This window comes from Hymenobacter taeanensis (assembly GCF_013137895.1).
In the GTDB taxonomy this organism is placed as follows: Bacteria; Bacteroidota; Bacteroidia; order Cytophagales; family Hymenobacteraceae; genus Hymenobacter; species Hymenobacter taeanensis.
Window position 1 is genome coordinate 2808121 of sequence record NZ_CP053538.1, and the last position, 15507, is coordinate 2823627.

The 15507-nt window shown below is 56.2% G+C and carries 15 protein-coding genes and 1 pseudogene; 12 read left to right on the forward strand and 4 right to left on the reverse strand.

Going from position 1 to position 15507, the window contains the following annotated elements:
* Window positions 1-96: 96 nt before the first annotated feature.
* Window positions 97-1458 (reverse strand): tRNA lysidine(34) synthetase TilS, encoded by a 1362-nt coding sequence (gene tilS / locus HMJ29_RS11910; protein WP_244679292.1) that lies wholly within the window; start codon window positions 1456-1458, stop codon window positions 97-99.
* A gap of 190 nt (window positions 1459-1648) precedes the next feature.
* Between tilS and HMJ29_RS11915 the strand changes: the two genes are divergently transcribed.
* The 11 genes and pseudogenes from HMJ29_RS11915 (at window position 1649) to HMJ29_RS11965 (ending at window position 12312) form a co-directional block, all read left to right on the forward strand.
* Window positions 1649-3322 (forward strand): OstA-like protein, encoded by a 1674-nt coding sequence (locus tag HMJ29_RS11915; RefSeq protein WP_171591703.1) that lies wholly within the window; start codon window positions 1649-1651, stop codon window positions 3320-3322.
* Between the two features lie 93 nt (window positions 3323-3415).
* Window positions 3416-4243 (forward strand): outer membrane protein assembly factor BamD, encoded by an 828-nt coding sequence (locus HMJ29_RS11920; RefSeq protein ID WP_171591704.1) that lies wholly within the window; start codon window positions 3416-3418, stop codon window positions 4241-4243.
* Between the two features lie 115 nt (window positions 4244-4358).
* A complete protein-coding gene (locus HMJ29_RS11925) occupies window positions 4359-4709 on the forward strand; it encodes a DNA-directed RNA polymerase subunit omega (protein WP_171591705.1) in 351 nt (116 codons plus the stop codon).
* 26 nt (window positions 4710-4735) lie between these two features.
* Window positions 4736-5284 (forward strand): annotated as a pseudogene (locus tag HMJ29_RS11930) (flavoprotein); the annotation flags it as partial.
* A gap of 36 nt (window positions 5285-5320) precedes the next feature.
* On the forward strand, window positions 5321-5764 hold the full coding sequence (locus HMJ29_RS11935) for a DUF4844 domain-containing protein (RefSeq protein ID WP_171591707.1): 444 nt from the start codon (window positions 5321-5323) through the stop codon (window positions 5762-5764).
* Window positions 5765-5841: 77 nt separating this feature from the next.
* A complete protein-coding gene (locus HMJ29_RS11940) occupies window positions 5842-6492 on the forward strand; it encodes a phosphopantothenoylcysteine decarboxylase domain-containing protein (protein WP_171591708.1) in 651 nt (216 codons plus the stop codon).
* Window positions 6485-7405: a type IX secretion system protein PorD gene (gene porD, locus HMJ29_RS11945; RefSeq protein ID WP_171591709.1), complete on the forward strand. Its 921-nt coding sequence runs from the start codon at window positions 6485-6487 to the stop codon at window positions 7403-7405. Before HMJ29_RS11940 ends, porD begins: the two co-directional genes overlap by 8 nt.
* A gap of 152 nt (window positions 7406-7557) precedes the next feature.
* On the forward strand, window positions 7558-9231 hold the full coding sequence (gene recN, locus HMJ29_RS11950; RefSeq protein WP_171591710.1) for a DNA repair protein RecN: 1674 nt from the start codon (window positions 7558-7560) through the stop codon (window positions 9229-9231).
* Window positions 9232-9407: 176 nt separating this feature from the next.
* Window positions 9408-10229, forward strand: a complete 822-nt coding sequence (locus tag HMJ29_RS11955) for an enoyl-ACP reductase FabI (protein ID WP_171591711.1) — start codon at window positions 9408-9410, stop codon at window positions 10227-10229.
* Between the two features lie 550 nt (window positions 10230-10779).
* Window positions 10780-11754 (forward strand): pectinesterase family protein, encoded by a 975-nt coding sequence (locus HMJ29_RS11960; protein ID WP_171591712.1) that lies wholly within the window; start codon window positions 10780-10782, stop codon window positions 11752-11754.
* A 141-nt stretch (window positions 11755-11895) separates the two neighbouring features.
* Window positions 11896-12312, forward strand: a complete 417-nt coding sequence (locus tag HMJ29_RS11965; protein ID WP_171591713.1) for a TerB family tellurite resistance protein — start codon at window positions 11896-11898, stop codon at window positions 12310-12312.
* A 186-nt stretch (window positions 12313-12498) separates the two neighbouring features.
* Here the strand turns inward: HMJ29_RS11965 and HMJ29_RS11970 are convergent, their stop codons facing one another.
* Window positions 12499-13179: a metallophosphoesterase gene (locus HMJ29_RS11970; RefSeq protein WP_171591714.1), complete on the reverse strand. Its 681-nt coding sequence runs from the start codon at window positions 13177-13179 to the stop codon at window positions 12499-12501.
* Window positions 13180-13298: 119 nt separating this feature from the next.
* Between HMJ29_RS11970 and HMJ29_RS11975 the strand changes: the two genes are divergently transcribed.
* Window positions 13299-13931, forward strand: a complete 633-nt coding sequence (locus HMJ29_RS11975) for a class I SAM-dependent methyltransferase (protein ID WP_171591715.1) — start codon at window positions 13299-13301, stop codon at window positions 13929-13931.
* Window positions 13932-14158: 227 nt separating this feature from the next.
* Here HMJ29_RS11975 and HMJ29_RS11980 read toward each other — a convergent pair whose 3' ends face one another.
* Together HMJ29_RS11980 and HMJ29_RS11985 are read right to left on the reverse strand one after the other, a co-directional pair.
* A complete protein-coding gene (locus HMJ29_RS11980) occupies window positions 14159-14887 on the reverse strand; it encodes a hypothetical protein (protein ID WP_171591716.1) in 729 nt (242 codons plus the stop codon).
* A gap of 165 nt (window positions 14888-15052) precedes the next feature.
* Entirely contained in the window at window positions 15053-15463 is a 411-nt protein-coding gene (locus HMJ29_RS11985) for an ACT domain-containing protein (protein ID WP_171591717.1), read from the reverse strand.
* Between the last annotated feature and the right edge of the window lie 44 nt (window positions 15464-15507).

Sequence of the window (15507 nt, forward strand, 5' to 3'; positions counted from 1 at the left end):
ATTTAGGGCTCGTGATTAAGTAGCAATAAGGGTGTCAGGCAGCGGCAAAATCAGCCTGACACCCTTATTGCTACTTAATCAAACAGGCTTTGGCCACTACATTCGCTTTACTACCAGCACGCGCTCCGTTTCTTCGGTCACTTTGAACCGCTCGTCGGGGCGGAAGCCAATAACCCAGGCAATTTTGCCGTCGGCGGAGCAGAGCACCTGCACGTTGTCTTTAAGATTGAGCGGTACTTTCTGGTCGATGAGGAAATCGGAGAGCTTCTTCTTGCCCTTCATACCGATGGGCATAAACCAGTCGCCTTCCTGCCAGGCCCGCACAATGAGGGGGAACTTCAGCGCGTCCGCATCAAGGGCGGCTACGGCTTTACCGCGCGGGATGTCGAAGCCCTCTGCCACCTCGTGTAGCTCCGTGCGCAGGTGCAGGCCATCAATCTTGAGGGCTTCCTGGCCTAGCGCCAGCTGATGCGTGCCAAACTTCGTGAGGTTTTTGCGGGTGATGACCAGCTGCTCCCGGTCTTTCACCAGCCGGTGCGTCGGCGACTCAAAGCGGCGGCCCGGCTCAGCCCCGAAGCTTTGCACAATGTCTTTGGTCACGATGTAGGAGAAACCGAAGGGGCGCAGTAGCTCGTGCAGCACCAGCGTGGTAGCGGCCGTTTTCTGCAGCATCCGGATATCCAGGTAGGTGGCATCGGCTTCTTCGCGCTGGGCCTCGGCGGCGGTATCTTCTACGTAGCGGCGCACAATTTCCTCGGCCCCGCCCACGCGCTCGGCAGTAATCTGCAGGGTCTGGTCGAGGTTGGGGTTGATGTCGCGCAGGACCGGCAGCACCTCCAGGCGCAGGCGGTTGCGCTGGTACACGGGGCTGTCGTTACTGGCGTCTTCGCGCCACATCAGGTGGTGCTCCACCAAGTAGTCGTAGAGCTCCATTTTACCGATGGGCAGCAAGGGGCGCACGAGGTAGCCGTTCTTGGGCCGGATGCCATGCAGGCCCGCTAGGCCAGTACCGTGCGTGAGGTTAAGCAGCATGGTCTCGGCGGCGTCGCGCTGGTGGTGGGCGGTGGCTATGTAGGCCAGTCCCTGGGTCTGGCGCAGGCGCTCAAACCATTCGTAGCGCAGGGCGCGGGCGGCCATCTGCGTCGAGATGCCTTCCTGCTCGGCAAACTGCTTGGTCTGGAAGAACTCAGCGAAGTAGGGCACGTCGTACTTCTTGGCCAGCTTGCGCACAAACTGCTCATCGGCGTCGGCCTCTTCGCCGCGCAGCCCGAAGTGGCAGTGCGCCATGGCAAACGACTGGCCCAGCCGGTGCAGCACATCGGCCAGCACCACTGAGTCCATGCCCCCGCTCACAGCTACCAGCAAGGTATCAGTAGGGGAGAAGAGGTCTTGTTCTTGTATGAAGTGTTGAATGCGGTCGAGCATGGAAGGTATTTTCAAGCGAACGAAGGACGTCATGCTGAGCGCAGCCGAAGCATCGCTACCTGTGGCTAACTCTACTGGCCTAGGCCTATTGCAATGAAGCGGTAGCGATGCTTCGGCTCCGCTCAGCATGACGGGCGGATTACTGCCATGATAACTGGCCTAGATCCGTACTATTTCACAAAGAAAACCGTTACCGACGGGCCTTCTGTACCTTTGCCCCGAAATGTCATTCCCGAAGTCACTTTTTTTGTTGTTTTTCGCGCTGTTGCCGTTTCTGGCAGCGGCCCAGCAGCGCCCCGGTTCGCGGCCCGCGCCGGTTCCGAAGGGGCAGCCTATTGAACTGATTGGAGCCAACCAGTTGCAAGGCGGCAGCTTTAATGGGGTTCAGATTCGCAAACTGCTCGGCAACGTGAGCCTGAAGCAGGGCACTACGCTGCTTTACTGCGACTCAGCCTATCAGTACACGGAACGCAATGCTCTGGAGGCGTTCAGTAATGTGCGCATCATTCAAAACGACACCATTACTATTACCGGCGACCGGGGCTTTTATGATGGCGACACCCGCAAGGCCCGCATGACCGGCAACGTGACGCTGCGCGACCCGCGCATGACGCTCACGACTCAGCTCCTCGACTACGACCTTAACCGTAACCTGGCCTACTACAGTACCGGCGGCCACCTTCAAGACCCCGAGAACACCCTGGATAGTCAGTTCGGCTACTACAACACGGCCTCCAAGATATTCAGCTTCAAGCGCGACGTGAAGCTGATTACCAAGGAGAATACCATTGACACCGATACGCTGCAGTACAACACTATTACCAAGGTGGCCTACTTCTTCGGCCCCACGCGCATCAAGGGCCCCCAGGGTAACCTCTATGCTGAGAACGGTAACTACAACACCGTAACCAAGGTCTCAAACTTCGCTCGCAACGCTAAAATAGAAACGCCCAACTACCTGCTGGGTGGCGACAAGCTGTTCTACGACGAAGCCCGGCAGTATGGCGTGGCCACCGGCAACGTCTCAATGACCGCCAAAAAGGATAACATCGTCATTCGCGGCGATGTGGGCCGTTACTGGCGGGGGCAGGGGAGGGCCAAGATCTATGGCGCTCCGGTAATGCGCAACATCAACGACAAGGATACGCTATACCTGGCCGCCGATACGCTGGTGAGTTTAGAAGGAAAGCCCCCCCTGAACAAGGCCGGGGTAATCTATGCCTACCGGAAAGTCCGCATCTTCCGCTCCGACTTGCAGGGCCGCTGTGACTCGCTGACCTACGACCGGCAGGATTCCATCATCTATCTGAGCCACGACCCGGTGCTCTGGAATAATAACAACCAGCTCACCGCCGACAGCATGGAGATTCAGCAGCGGAAAGGCAAGATTGACCAGATGCGCCTATATGGGCACGCCTTCACCATTGGCCAGGATACCTTGCTAAACTTCAACCAGGTGAAGGGCCGCAATATGGTAGCCTACTTCGGAGAGAAGGCCATAAAAAAAATTGACGTGCTTGGCAACGCCGAGAGCCTCTATTATGCTCTTGATGGTGACACGGCCATATCGGGCGTCAACCGGGCCCTTTCCGCAACCATGGCCATGCGCTTCGCCGACAGCAAGCTGCAGACCATTACCTTTCTCACCAACCCCGATGCCAGCTTTATTCCTCCGAATGAGTTGAAAGCTGAGGATAGCAAGCTGACTGGCTTTCGGTGGCGACCTACGGAACGCCCCACCCGTCGGCAAACGTTAGGAAAACACTTTGCCGCCTCGCCCAAGAAAAAGGCGCCAACCAAGAAAGCTCCAGCTAAGAAAAAAACACCTGCTGCTCCGCCTAAAAAACAGCCTAAAACTACCGCTCCCGCCCCCAAAGCGGTTACGCTTAAAAAGTAGATGAACAAATAGCGGTTGTATCTGGGGCTAGCTTTAGTGGCCCGCTCCCGGCTATCTGTGAATTAAGACCATTTCGTTACCTTTGCGCCCCTTATGCTCTCTTTTCGCCCTACCTTCTTTGTTCTGTTATTGAGCACGTTGCTGCTCGGCTCCTGCACGGGCTACCAAAAGCTGCTCAAGAGCGGCGACGTGAACAAGAAGTATGAAGCCGCCATTCAGTATTACGATAAAGGCGACTACTTCAAGGCGGGCACCTTGCTCGAAGAGCTAATTCCGCTGTTGAAGGGCCGCCCTGAGGCCGAGAAAGCGCAATTTTACTTCGCCAATACCAACTTCAAGCAGCGCAACTATACGCTGGCCGCTTACTACTTCAAAACATTCTACGAGACGTACCCGAACTCGCCCCTCACCGAGGAGGCCATGTTTCTGCACGCTAAGTCGTTGTTTCGCGACTCTCCGGAGTTTCAGCTAGACCAGACCAACACCTTTACGGCGCTGGAAGGCATTCAGGAATTCCTGAACCGCTACCCCGAGAGCCAGTTCCGCCAGGAAACGGAAAGCATGTCGCAGGAGCTGCAGAAAAAGCTGGAAAGCAAAGCATTCCTCAGCGCCCGCCTCTACTACGATTTGCGCTACTACCAGTCGGCCGTAACGGCCTTCACGGGCTTTCAGCAGCAGTTTCCTGCCTCGGCCCTGAATGAGCAGGCTGCGTTTCTCAAGCTTAGTGCACAGTTTGATCTGGCTACGGAGAGCGTACCAGAAAAGCAGCGTGAGCGGTACCTGGAGGCTATTGCCTTCTACCAGAGCTTCATTGATACCTATCCGCAAAGCAAAAACCTCAAAGACGCTGAGCGGATGTACGATACGGCCCGCGCCGAAGTAGACAAGCTGAAGACTGCTGAAACTACCGCGGCCAAGTAAATGCGCTGCCCTTAGCGAATTGATAGATAGCCTCTGCTAACCCGTCAGCTCACCAAAAAATCAGCACATTAGCATTCCTACATCAACAATCAGCACATCAGAAGATCAAAGTCATATGAAAACTCCTAACAACGTTTCTGCTTCCATCGTGACCCGCAACATGTCGGAACTCGCCAACGATACCGGCAACGTATACGAGAGCATCGCCATCATCTCGAAGCGCGCCAACCAACTGGCCGTAAAGCTGAAAGAAGAGCTGAATGGCAAGCTGGCTGAGTTTGCCACTACCGTTGACAACTTGGAAGAAGTATTCGAGAACCGCGAGCAAATCGAGATTTCGAAGCACTACGAGCGCCTGCCTAAGCCTACTAACCTGGCTATTGAGGAGTTCCTGGAGGGCAAAGTGATGTACCGCACCGAAGAGGAAGTGCCACAGTTGCCAGAGGCTGCTCGTCGGGCTGAGTAATCTGCACGGTTTCTAGACAAGCACATATGTCGTCGCTGCACGGGCGTAAGATTTTGCTGGGCGTTTGCGGAAGCATTGCGGCCTACAAATCGGCGTTGCTGGTGCGGCTCCTGGTGAAGGCCGGGGCAGAGGTACAGGTACTCCTGACACCCTCGGCCCCGGCCTTTGTCACGCCCTTAACACTGGGTACGCTCTCCAAAAACCCTGTTTTGCAGGGTTTTCTGAAGGATGAACGGGCGGGGGAGTGGCACAACCATGTGCACCTGGGCCTCTGGGCCGATGCCCTGGTAATTGCGCCCGCCTCGGCTAATACGCTAGGCCACCTGGCCAACGGCCTCTGCGATACGCTGCTCGATGCGGTGTATCTATCGGCCCGCTGCCCGGTGTTTCTGGCTCCCGCCATGGACCTTGACATGTACCAGCACCCCGCCACCCAGGCTAACCTGGCCCGCCTGCGCCAGTACGGCAATACCGTCTGGGATTCACCTTCGGGGGAGTTGGCCAGTGGCCTGGCGGGCCCTGGCCGCATGCTGGAACCGGAGGAGATACAGGCAGCACTGGAGCAGTTTTTTAATGCGGCACCTGGCCTGTCAGCAACATATTAAGCAAGAATGTGGCGAATTATACGCGCAGAATGCTGGTTGCTAATCAGCATCATGATGTTGGTGAGTTGTGAAACGCAGACAAATGGGCAGGACAGAAGTGCTACTATAACCAAACTGGAGGCCTTTCGGAAAAAGAAAAAGTTCGTCGATGACACGCACCCGCGCTTATCCCATGCGACCCTGCGGCCGGCGCTAAACCGTAAGCTTAACCGGGTAGCCAATGATTTTGAGCGCCTCGTGCAGCAGCCAACTGTTACGCCTCAAGAGTACCAGGCAGCCATAGCTACTGGCCTACGCCAGTTTGATGACCTTTATTTAGATCTAGATACAGAAGACCGAGAGTGGATCTGTTTGTATTTCGAGGAACTGATGGATATTGTTGGTTTGGAGAGCTCAGGTGGGCACTTGAACAAGTTTATGTACGGCCTTAATCTGCCGGATAGACCGTAGAAATCCGAGGCAAGAGAACAGACTGTATGACGGATGCAGAGTCGCACCGTAACTCCTCTTATTCCATAATCACCACCATGCACGTCCTCATCACTGCCGGCCCCACCTATGAACCCCTTGACCCCGTTCGGTTCATCGGCAACCATAGCACCGGCAAAATGGGCTACGCGCTGGCCGAAGCCTTTGCCGCCGAAGGAGCGGAAGTAACACTGGTGAGCGGGCCCACCAGTTTGCCTGATCCTGCTGATGCGCGTATTACCACCCAGCGCGTGCAAACCGCCGACGAAATGTACGCCGCTGCCGCTGCCGTAGCGCCTGCGGCAGATATTTGGGTATTTGCTGCGGCCGTGGCCGACTATAAGCCGCGGCAGATGGCTGAAAACAAGATTAAGAAGGACGGCGACACGCTCACATTGGAGCTGGTGAAGAACGTGGATATTGCCGGTACGCTAGGCCACACCAAACGCCCTGAACAATATTCCGTGGGTTTTGCGTTGGAGACGAATAACGAGCAGGCCTACGCCCTCGACAAGCTCCGGCGCAAGAACTTCGACTTGGTAGTGCTGAACTCCCTGCGCGACGCCGGAGCGGGTTTCCGCCATGATACCAACAAGGTGACGCTGCTGGAAGCCGGAGGGCAAATGACTATCTTTGAGTTAAAGCCCAAAGTTGCCGTGGCCCGCGACATTGTTGAGACTGTTCTTGCCCGCTACTCCCATCATGCGTAAATTCTCTCTGCTGCTCCTTTTGCTACCGTTGCTGCTGGCTGCGCCGGCCCACGCCCAGGAACTCCTGGCCGAGGTGCGCGTTACGACGGAAAATGTGACCATTGCCGACCGCCAACTGGTGCAGCAGATGCAGAACGACATGCAGACGTTTCTGAACACGCGCTCCTTTACCCGGCAGACCTACCGCCCCCAGGAAAAAATCCGGTGTCGCTTCTTCGTGGGCATTACCGAGATTCCGCAGAACGGTACTTACCGCGCTACGGTGCGGGTGCTGAGCACGCGCCCGGTGTATGGTACCGGCTATGAAACCAATCTGCTGAGCTTCGCTGATAAAGGCTGGGTGTTTAACTATACGCCGCAGAACCCGATAGACTATTCCGAAAATACGTTTGTGGGTAATCTGTCGTCGCTGCTAACGTTTTATGCCTTTACCATTATTGGCATGGACCAAGACAGCTTTTCGCCCCTGGGGGGCTCTGCCTACTACGACCGGGCCCGCACCATACTCACGAATGCCGCTTCGCAGAACTCGACGAATGAACAGGATGCTGGCTGGAAGGATACTGAGTCGGGCAACCGGTACTGGCTGCTGAACAACCTGCAGGATCCGCAGCTGGAAGCCTTTCGGAGTGGTATGTACGCCTACTACCGGCAGGGTATGGACATCTTCATTACCAAGCCTGAAGAAGCCCGCGCCAACATTGCTACGGCCCTGCAGGGAGTGCAGCAGGCCGTGCAGCGTAGGCCCGGTACTTTGCTGGCCCGAGCCTTTTTCACCACGAAATCCGACGAAATAGCCAACGTATTTCGCAGCAGCCCCGATCAGCAGCAGAAGGTACAGGTAGCCACCTTGCTGTCAGAGGTTGATCCTACCAACTCGGCTAAGTACCAGGCTATTATGCAGCAGCGGTAGAGGTATAAAAAATTCATTTGCGAATTTAATTGGTAAATGGCTAAATGAGTTAGTAGCTTTGGGAAGCTACTACGCCTGCTTTATCTGGGCTGGTGTGGTAGCTTTTCTCTTTGTCAGCTACGGCCGCTTGCCCGGCCCTCATTTGGTTTGCTATGCTGGTTGACCTTCGCATTCGCAATTATGCCCTGATTGAGCAGCTGGAGCTGCGACCCTCGGCTCTACTCAATATCATTACCGGCGAAACCGGCGCGGGTAAGTCCATAATGCTCGGCGCCATTGGCCTGCTACTCGGCAACCGCGCCGACTCGCGCATGCTTTTTGACACGGAAAAGAAGTGCGTGATTGAGGGCCAGTTTGATATTTCCAGCTACCAGCTCCAGGATATCTTTGAGTCGGAAGACCTTGATTACGATACCCAGTGTATTCTGCGCCGTGAGATAAGCCCGGCCGGTAAGTCACGGGCCTTCGTGAATGACACGCCCGTAACGCTGGAAACGCTGCGGAACATCGGGGCCAACCTGATGGACATCCACTCCCAGCACGACACCCTACTGCTCGGCGACGCAGTGTTTCAGCTAAACCTCCTGGACCTGTACGCTGGCCTGGTCCCCACCCGCGCGCAGTACAGCAACGCCTACCGCCAGTACCGTAAGCTGGAAGCCGATCTGAAAACCTTAGAAGACCAGGTAGCCCAGGCCAATAAGGAGCTCGATTACCACACGTTTCTGCTTAGTGAGCTGGAAGATGCGCGCCTCGACAACGAAAATCAGGAAGAAGTTGAGCAGGAGGTAAAGCAGCTGGAGCACGCCGAGGAAATCAAGTACAAGCTCACCCAGGCCATGCAAAGCCTAACGGAAAGCGAATACTGCGTAACCAGCGGCCTGAAAGAAACCGCCACGCTGCTAGGCCAGGTAGCTGCCTATTCCGACTCGTTCAAAGAACTGAAGCAGCGCCTGGATAGCTGCCTGATCGAGATTCATGACATTTCGGATGAAATAGAAGCCGCCGAGCGTCGCACCGAAGGTGACCCCGCCCGCATTGATGAGCTGCAAGGCCGCCTTAATGTGCTCTACAGCCTGCAGCGCAAACACCAGGTGCGCGATGTAGTGGCGCTGCTGGCCGTACGCTCAGATCTGCGCGACAAAGTAGGCTCCGTGCTGAACCTGGACAAGCAGATTTCCCGTCTCCGCCGCGACGCTGAAGCTGCATTGGCTACCGTAACCAAGCAGGCTGCCCGCTTGTCGGAGGCGCGCCGCAAGGTGTTCCCCAAGTTCGAGAAAGAGCTGGTAGGCCTATTGTCCGAGCTGGGCATGCCGCACTCGCGCATTGTGGTGCAGCACCAGGCCGGTGCCCCCGCCGCCAGCGGTATTGATATCATCAGCATCCTGTTCACGGCCAATAAAGGTGCTCAGCCCCAAACGTTGAGCAAGTCAGCCTCGGGCGGGGAGTTCTCGCGCCTCATGCTATGCATAAAGTACATGCTGGCCGACAAAACAGCCCTGCCAACCATCGTGTTCGACGAAATTGATACTGGTATCAGCGGAGAAATTGCCGTGAAAGTAGGCCGTATGATGCAGCAAATGGCTAAGAAGCACCAGCTCATTGCCATCAGTCACCTGCCTCAGATGGCCGCCGCCGGCGACGCGCACTACTTCGTGTACAAGGAAGACCGCGCCGACCGTACCGTGAGCCGCATCCGGACTCTGGATCTGAATGAGCGCATCCAGGAAATTGCCCAGATGATTTCAGGCGCCAACCCCAGCCCAAATGCCTTCCAAAGTGCCCGCGAATTGCTGGCCATGCGCGGGGAAGAACTGGTGGGGTAGAAATACCGAGAACAAAAGAGAAACAGAACGTCATGCTGAGCTAGTCGAAGCATCTCTACCGAGGCTAATTAATCAAGTTGGCCCGCAGTAGAGGCGCTTCGAAGGCGCTTAGCATGACGTTCTTTATTTTTTTCGCCTCTTTTGTAATCCAAACCCTAATCAATTCCACTCGCCATATGTCCAACAACCTACTTGCTGGTAAGATCGGCATCATTTCTGGTGCCCTGAATGAAGAATCTATTGCCTGGAAGGTAGCCCTGAAGGCCCACGCCGAAGGCGCCCGCTTTGTGCTGACCAACGCCCCCCTCGCTATGCGCATGGGCGAAATCAATAAGCTCTCGGAGCAATGCAACGCGCCCATTATCCCGGCCGATGCTACCTCTATGGAGGACCTAGAAAAGCTGTTCAGCGGCGCCCAGGAGCAATTGGGCGGTAAAATCGACTTCGTGCTACACAGCATTGGCATGAGCGCCAACATCCGCAAGGGCAAGCACTACGGCGAGCTGAACTACGAGTGGTACCAGAAAACGCTGGATGTATCGGCTATGTCGCTGCACCGCATGCTGGCCGTGGCCGAAAAGCAGGATGCTTTCAATGAGTGGGGCTCAGTAGTAGCGTTGTCGTACATCGCCGCCCAGCGGGCCTTCCTTGATTATACCGATATGTCGCAGGCCAAAGCCATGCTCGAGAGCATTGCCCGCAGCTACGGCCAGCGCCTCGGCAAGCTGAAAAAAGTGCGCGTAAACACGGTTTCGCAGTCGCCCACCAAAACCACCGCTGGCACCGGCATCAGTGGCTTCGATGCGTTCTACGAGTACGCCGACCGTCTGTCGCCGCTGGGCAACGCCCCCGCTGAGGCCTGCGCCGACTACTGCATCTCACTGTTTTCGGACCTGACCCGCTACGTGACCATGCAGAACCTCATGCACGATGGTGGCTTCAGCACCACCGGCATCTCGGAGGAAATTGTAGAGCTCATCACCAACAGCAAGGCCTAGGCCAGTCGTTAGTATGAAAAATGAAGCCCGGCCAGGAATGGTCGGGCTTTTTTGTGGTCGGATGGTGGCCTCAATGATGCTGTTATTTACAACGTACCGGCACAGGACCTGAACTACACAACCTCTCGCGTGTACCCACGCTACCCCAAAGTGGGTTTGTAATGACCAAGTTTCGTCGGACCGGTACAGCTGCGCCAGCAGCAGGGCTGCCCAGCGTTGCAACCGCAGCAGCTGGTGACTGCCCATTCTACTGCAGGTAGTGGCCTGGTGTACTGGAAACGCGCTTTCGGGTGGGAGGGCAAGAAGGTGAGTTACCTGTATCCGGTAGCTTGCAGTTTTTATTTACCCGGCTGGCAGGTATCAAGCAAGGCACATGCCTACAGGTTTAACTGAAGCTTAGGAAGCAAGAATAGAGCTGAATGACAACGTTCCCGGCAACGTTTCCGACGAAATTGCTTCGGGTCTGCGGCCAAGCGCCGCAGCTTTTCGCTAGTATGGCTCTCTTTTCTGCGTCAGCCTCTAGCTGTGCCATCCTGCTTAAACTCCCACTATGCCTCGTATTCTGCTTTCTCTGGTTTTGAGCCTGCTGCTCCTGCTCACTCTTCCGGGCTACGCTCAGGTAGCTGCGGCCGGCGCCCCCATCCTTGTCGCGCAAGATGGTAGCGGGCAGTTTAAAACCCTGCAAGAGGCTGTGAATGCCGTGCCCAATCAGTCTCAACAGCAGGTAATCATCCGGGTGAAGCCGGGCGTATACAAGGAAAAGCTGGTGGTGCCGGCGCTCAAAACGCATATCTCTCTACTTGGCGACAACGCTGCTACCACCATCATTACCTTCGACGACCATACCGGCAAAGGCGACATTAATACCTATACCTCACACTCCGTCCTGATTCAGGGCAACGACTTCCGGGCGGAGAATATCACCTTCCAGAATACGGCCGGCCGGGGCGCCGGCCAGGCCGTGGCCCTGCACGTGGAGGCTGACCGCTGCGTATTCCGTAACTGCCGCATACTGGGCGACCAGGACACGCTCTTCCTGGCCAGTAACCACACCCGCCAGTATTTCCATGACTGCTACATCGAGGGCACTACTGACTTCATTTTCGGGGCTGCAACGGCCGTTTTCGACCGTTGTAACATCTACAGCAAGAAGAACTCCCATATCACGGCGGCCTCTACGCCGCAGGAGCAGGCCTACGGCTTCGTGTTCCTGAATTGCCGCCTGCTGGCCGACACTAGCCAGGCGAACAATGTCTCGTTGGGGCGACCCTGGCGGCCGTATGCTAAGGTGGCTTACCTAAATACCTACATGGGCTCCCACATCAGGCCGGCTGGTTGGGACAACTGGAAGAAGCCGGAAAATGAGAAAACGGCTTCGTATGTGGAATACCGCTCATCGGGCCCCGGCGCCACGGTGGGGCAGCGGGTGAGCTGGTCGCGGCAGCTTACGGCTAAAGAGGCTAAGCAATACACGATCAAGCACATTTTTGCCAGCCAGCAGCCCTGGAGTCCGGAGAAGAAATAGCGGAGGTGGCCTGGCAGCTTAGGGTGGGTAGCCAGTGCCGCCCTTGGTGATGCTGCCCTGCAATAACTTATCCGGGAGAGGTACCGTTGATAGAAGGCACTTTATTCTGTGCTCATTATCCACCCTGAATTTCTCCCGCATATGCAGGCGCAACATTCCTTGGAACGAGTGCTGGACACCCAGCAAAAAAAGCTCGCTTTCTTTCAAAACCTGGTACTGATTGCTGCCGCCGATGGGCAGTTAGACAAGGCCGAAAGTCAGTTTCTGCTGCAGATTGGTAACCGCTTGGGGCTCAAGTCAGAGGAGGTGCAGCCCATTGCTGACAACCTGGCCGTGCTGAGCTTCATTGTGCCCACCGAGGGCCTCCAGCGTACCATGGAGCTGCAAACCCTGGTGCAGATGATGCTACAAGACGGCAACATTGATGCCCGCGAATACGGCCTCTGCATGGAATATGCGAACCGCATCGGGTACAGCAAGGATATCCTCGATGACATGGTCAGCCAGCTGGCGGGTGGCAAACCGTCGGGCAACCGCAACCCACCTACCGTCAGCTAAGCGGGTAGTACGCAGCTTATAGAAGGATCTTGTCACGCGGGAGGCAACGGGTGTAGGCCAGCTTTTTCCGCGTGGCAAGATCCTTTCTTCAGGTAAGCTAATGTGAGGATAGAGATAGTAACCCTATTATCTGCCTCAGATTATCTCTCCTGTCAGGGGGGGCAGTCTGGGCTAGTTTGAGGAGCTTTACCGACCTTGTACGCCGGGGTAGAGCGTGGGCACAGGGTCACTCTGCACGTACTCTTTGGTGCGCACGTTCATAAGGGTTAAGCGGCCGGAGTAACCAGCGCCTTGGTCGAGGTTCCAAACGTTGGCGCGCTGGCATGGGGTGGGGCTGGTAGGCCAGGTGGGCGTGTGTCCAATAAAGCACTCTGAGTAGTGAGGAGCCTGCTGCCCGTAGCGCCACAGCGCTCGGTTCCAAATCAGGTCATAAGGGTCTTGTTGGGCAATAGGCTCGTTGGGCTCGTAGCCGCCGTGCACGAAGAGGTTACCGTTCTTATCCTCATAATAGGGCAGCTGTTTAGAGAAAAACGACTGGAAATGCTGCCGGATCTGGCCCTGGAGGCCGCGCAGGTAGCCGTCAACCGTAGCCTGTCCTCCTTGCCGGAGCCAGATTTTGTTGCTTGGTTCATGCGGTGCTTCGGCGGCCATCCACTCCGCCAGCCACCAGTCATGGTTGCCCTGCAGCCAGATGCTCTTCGGAATACTTAGCAGTAGGTTAACACACTCCGGCGTGTCAGGCCAGCCATCGGCCACGTCACCTAGCTGAACCAGGCGGTCGAGGCCCGGCCGGAAGGGACTGCGCTCCAACACCTGCAGGAGTGCCCGGTAAGCCCCATGAATGTCTCCTAATACATACGTGTCCATGACTACTTCTTACGGCACTGCCGCCACAGAAGCTACAGTAGCGCTTGCGGGCTACTCCACATCCAGACGAGCTTAGGGCTCTCAGGGGCAAGCAAAAGCGTACTAATACTACACCACCAATGAAAATTGAAGACGCATACAATGAGTGGGCGGGTAGCTACGACACGGGCACCAACCGAACCCGCGACCTGGAGGCACAGGCTATCCGGGCCACTATTCCGCCGGGGCCCTACGCCGAGGTGATTGAGCTGGGCTGCGGCACTGGTAAAAACACCGAGTGGCTCGCTACCCAAGCCGGTCACCTCACGGCGGTAGACCTATCGAAGGAGATGATGGACCGCGCCCGCCAGAAGCTGCCGCACCCGCACATCAACTTTCAGCCCGCTGATATTACCCAGCCGTGGTTCTTTGCCTCACGCCCCGCCGATCTGCTGGTGTGTAGCCTGATTCTGGAGCACATTGAGCACCTCGATGCCGTGTTTGCCCAAGCTCAGCAAGCCCTACGGGTGGGCGGATTGTTTTACGTGGGCGAGCTGCACCCCTTCAAGCAATACCAAGGCACTAAGGCGCATTTTGAGCGTGCCGGCGGCTCACTTTGTGAGCTGGAGTGCCACGTTCACCACATTTCTGACTACACCGAAGCCGCCCGCCAGCATGGGTTACGGTGTGCGCGCCTGCAGGAATGGTTTGATACCCACGACCGTACCGGCATGCCGCGCATTATCTCCTTCCTGTTTCAGCGGGAAGACTGAGCAGGCCGCCTCGAAAGGCACTGTGGGTTTAGCTTAGTAGAAAGCGTAGGATCATAAAAGCTTTGTGGGCTGATTCTGTGCTTCGTTGCGTAGGTGGTTTCTCACCCATCTGGGCAAGCGTCTAGCTGAAACTCTAAGCACTTGTGCGACAATCAGATAATTGACCCTTCTACCGTTAGCTACGCCTGTTGCGCTGCTCCATGAAAGCGAGGTGGCCTAGCGCGGTATTATTGCTTGTGTAAGGCTAATTCATTGGTCTGAACCACCACAGTGTCGCCGGGGGCGAGGGAGCTGCGCAAGTTGGGGTTCAGGCTATTCCAATCGAAGCCAGTGGCTATCCAGCACCAGCGCCCATTGCTGCCAGATTTGCCCAGCCAGCTGAACAACGACAGCACGGGCTGGCCTTTCCGGATGGTAAGCATCCGGAGGGGCCGCAGCCGACACATCTGCCCGAAACCGCTTGCCTGTGACACATTGAAGCACTTCCTGGCAGGCCGGTGTTGCCGAATCTTATCGGGAAGCTCATTGCACGGATTAGCGTTGTATCCCGAGGGCGAAGTATAGATTGATACTGAATCTAGGTCAGATAATAGGTAGTACTCCCGGGCGCGAGTTGTCACTTCCATCTCTGTCATGTGGTCGTCGGCGCCGGGTGGTACCACCGAAGCCAGCGTTACGCGGTTGTTCTCGCGGAAATGTAGCTCTAGTGAAGCCCCTGTTATTGTACTATCCCGCCGCAGGAATGTAGTAGAGGCCCCGTTTAGGCGGCGCAGGAAACGCGTAATAGTGGTCTGGTTGGTAATGATGCCGGTGCTCGTGTGCAGCTGCATCGTGCCGGCCTTAATGGTAGATTCGGTGCGGTACTGACCCATCAGCATCGGAATGGTATCATCATCCTTAGAGCAGGCACCAAGCAACAAAAGAGTAGCTAATAACGAGGTAGAGATTAATCTCATGGACAAGAGTATGGTCGGATAATGAGGCGAAGGTATAGTAAAGTTGGAGTAGCAGTACCGATCAGCTCCCGCTATTTTGTCGGATTATACATTGAAGCCACCTTGGTAGGATTTTGCGAAGAACACAATGGGCTACAGAAAGCAGCGCGGGCTTATTGTTCTGTACTAGGCTACCCCACCTGTTTCGGCTAAGCGGCGCAAGTGGCCTAGCGCCTTTTGCGCGTCCTCAGCTGCCACAAAAATGTGGTCGTGGTAATAGGCGGCTACTACGTTGCAGCTAATGCCGGCCAGGGCTAGCACCCGGGCAAAGGCCGCCGTTAGTCCCACCGCTTCCAGCGCCGAGTGCACCGTCAGGGTTATCCAGGCGGCCCGGAAGGAGTAGGAGAGGTGCAGACGGTCGGCGGTGGTCTGGGGCAGAATGAGCGTAATGCCCTCCCGTTCCCGGAACATACCCAGGCACTCCGTAAGCTCTAGGCCAGTTAAGGAGGCTACCGTGCAGTACACGTAGGTGCCCGGCTGCAACTCGGGCTTCATGGTGCGGATCAGCCGAGAGAGGTTGGTTTCGCCTGTAGGCATAGAAGTAAGAATACTGGTGGTTGATACGAAGGCAAACTGCCGCC

Bases quoted from the DNA above. Each gene is read 5' to 3' on its own strand.
- tilS (WP_244679292.1), bottom strand. From the start codon at position 1,458: ATGACGTCCTTCGTTCGCTTGAAAATACCTTCCATGCTCGACCGCATT.
- HMJ29_RS11915 (WP_171591703.1), top strand. From the start codon at position 1,649: ATGTCATTCCCGAAGTCACTTTTTTTGTTGTTTTTCGCGCTGTTGCCG.
- HMJ29_RS11920 (WP_171591704.1), top strand. From the start codon at position 3,416: ATGCTCTCTTTTCGCCCTACCTTCTTTGTTCTGTTATTGAGCACGTTG.
- HMJ29_RS11925 (WP_171591705.1), top strand. From the start codon at position 4,359: ATGAAAACTCCTAACAACGTTTCTGCTTCCATCGTGACCCGCAACATG.
- HMJ29_RS11935 (WP_171591707.1), top strand. From the start codon at position 5,321: ATGTGGCGAATTATACGCGCAGAATGCTGGTTGCTAATCAGCATCATG.
- HMJ29_RS11940 (WP_171591708.1), top strand. From the start codon at position 5,842: ATGCACGTCCTCATCACTGCCGGCCCCACCTATGAACCCCTTGACCCC.
- porD (WP_171591709.1), top strand. From the start codon at position 6,485: ATGCGTAAATTCTCTCTGCTGCTCCTTTTGCTACCGTTGCTGCTGGCT.
- recN (WP_171591710.1), top strand. From the start codon at position 7,558: ATGCTGGTTGACCTTCGCATTCGCAATTATGCCCTGATTGAGCAGCTG.
- HMJ29_RS11955 (WP_171591711.1), top strand. From the start codon at position 9,408: ATGTCCAACAACCTACTTGCTGGTAAGATCGGCATCATTTCTGGTGCC.
- HMJ29_RS11960 (WP_171591712.1), top strand. From the start codon at position 10,780: ATGCCTCGTATTCTGCTTTCTCTGGTTTTGAGCCTGCTGCTCCTGCTC.
- HMJ29_RS11965 (WP_171591713.1), top strand. From the start codon at position 11,896: ATGCAGGCGCAACATTCCTTGGAACGAGTGCTGGACACCCAGCAAAAA.
- HMJ29_RS11970 (WP_171591714.1), bottom strand. From the start codon at position 13,179: ATGGACACGTATGTATTAGGAGACATTCATGGGGCTTACCGGGCACTC.
- HMJ29_RS11975 (WP_171591715.1), top strand. From the start codon at position 13,299: ATGAAAATTGAAGACGCATACAATGAGTGGGCGGGTAGCTACGACACG.
- HMJ29_RS11980 (WP_171591716.1), bottom strand. From the start codon at position 14,887: ATGAGATTAATCTCTACCTCGTTATTAGCTACTCTTTTGTTGCTTGGT.
- HMJ29_RS11985 (WP_171591717.1), bottom strand. From the start codon at position 15,463: ATGCCTACAGGCGAAACCAACCTCTCTCGGCTGATCCGCACCATGAAG.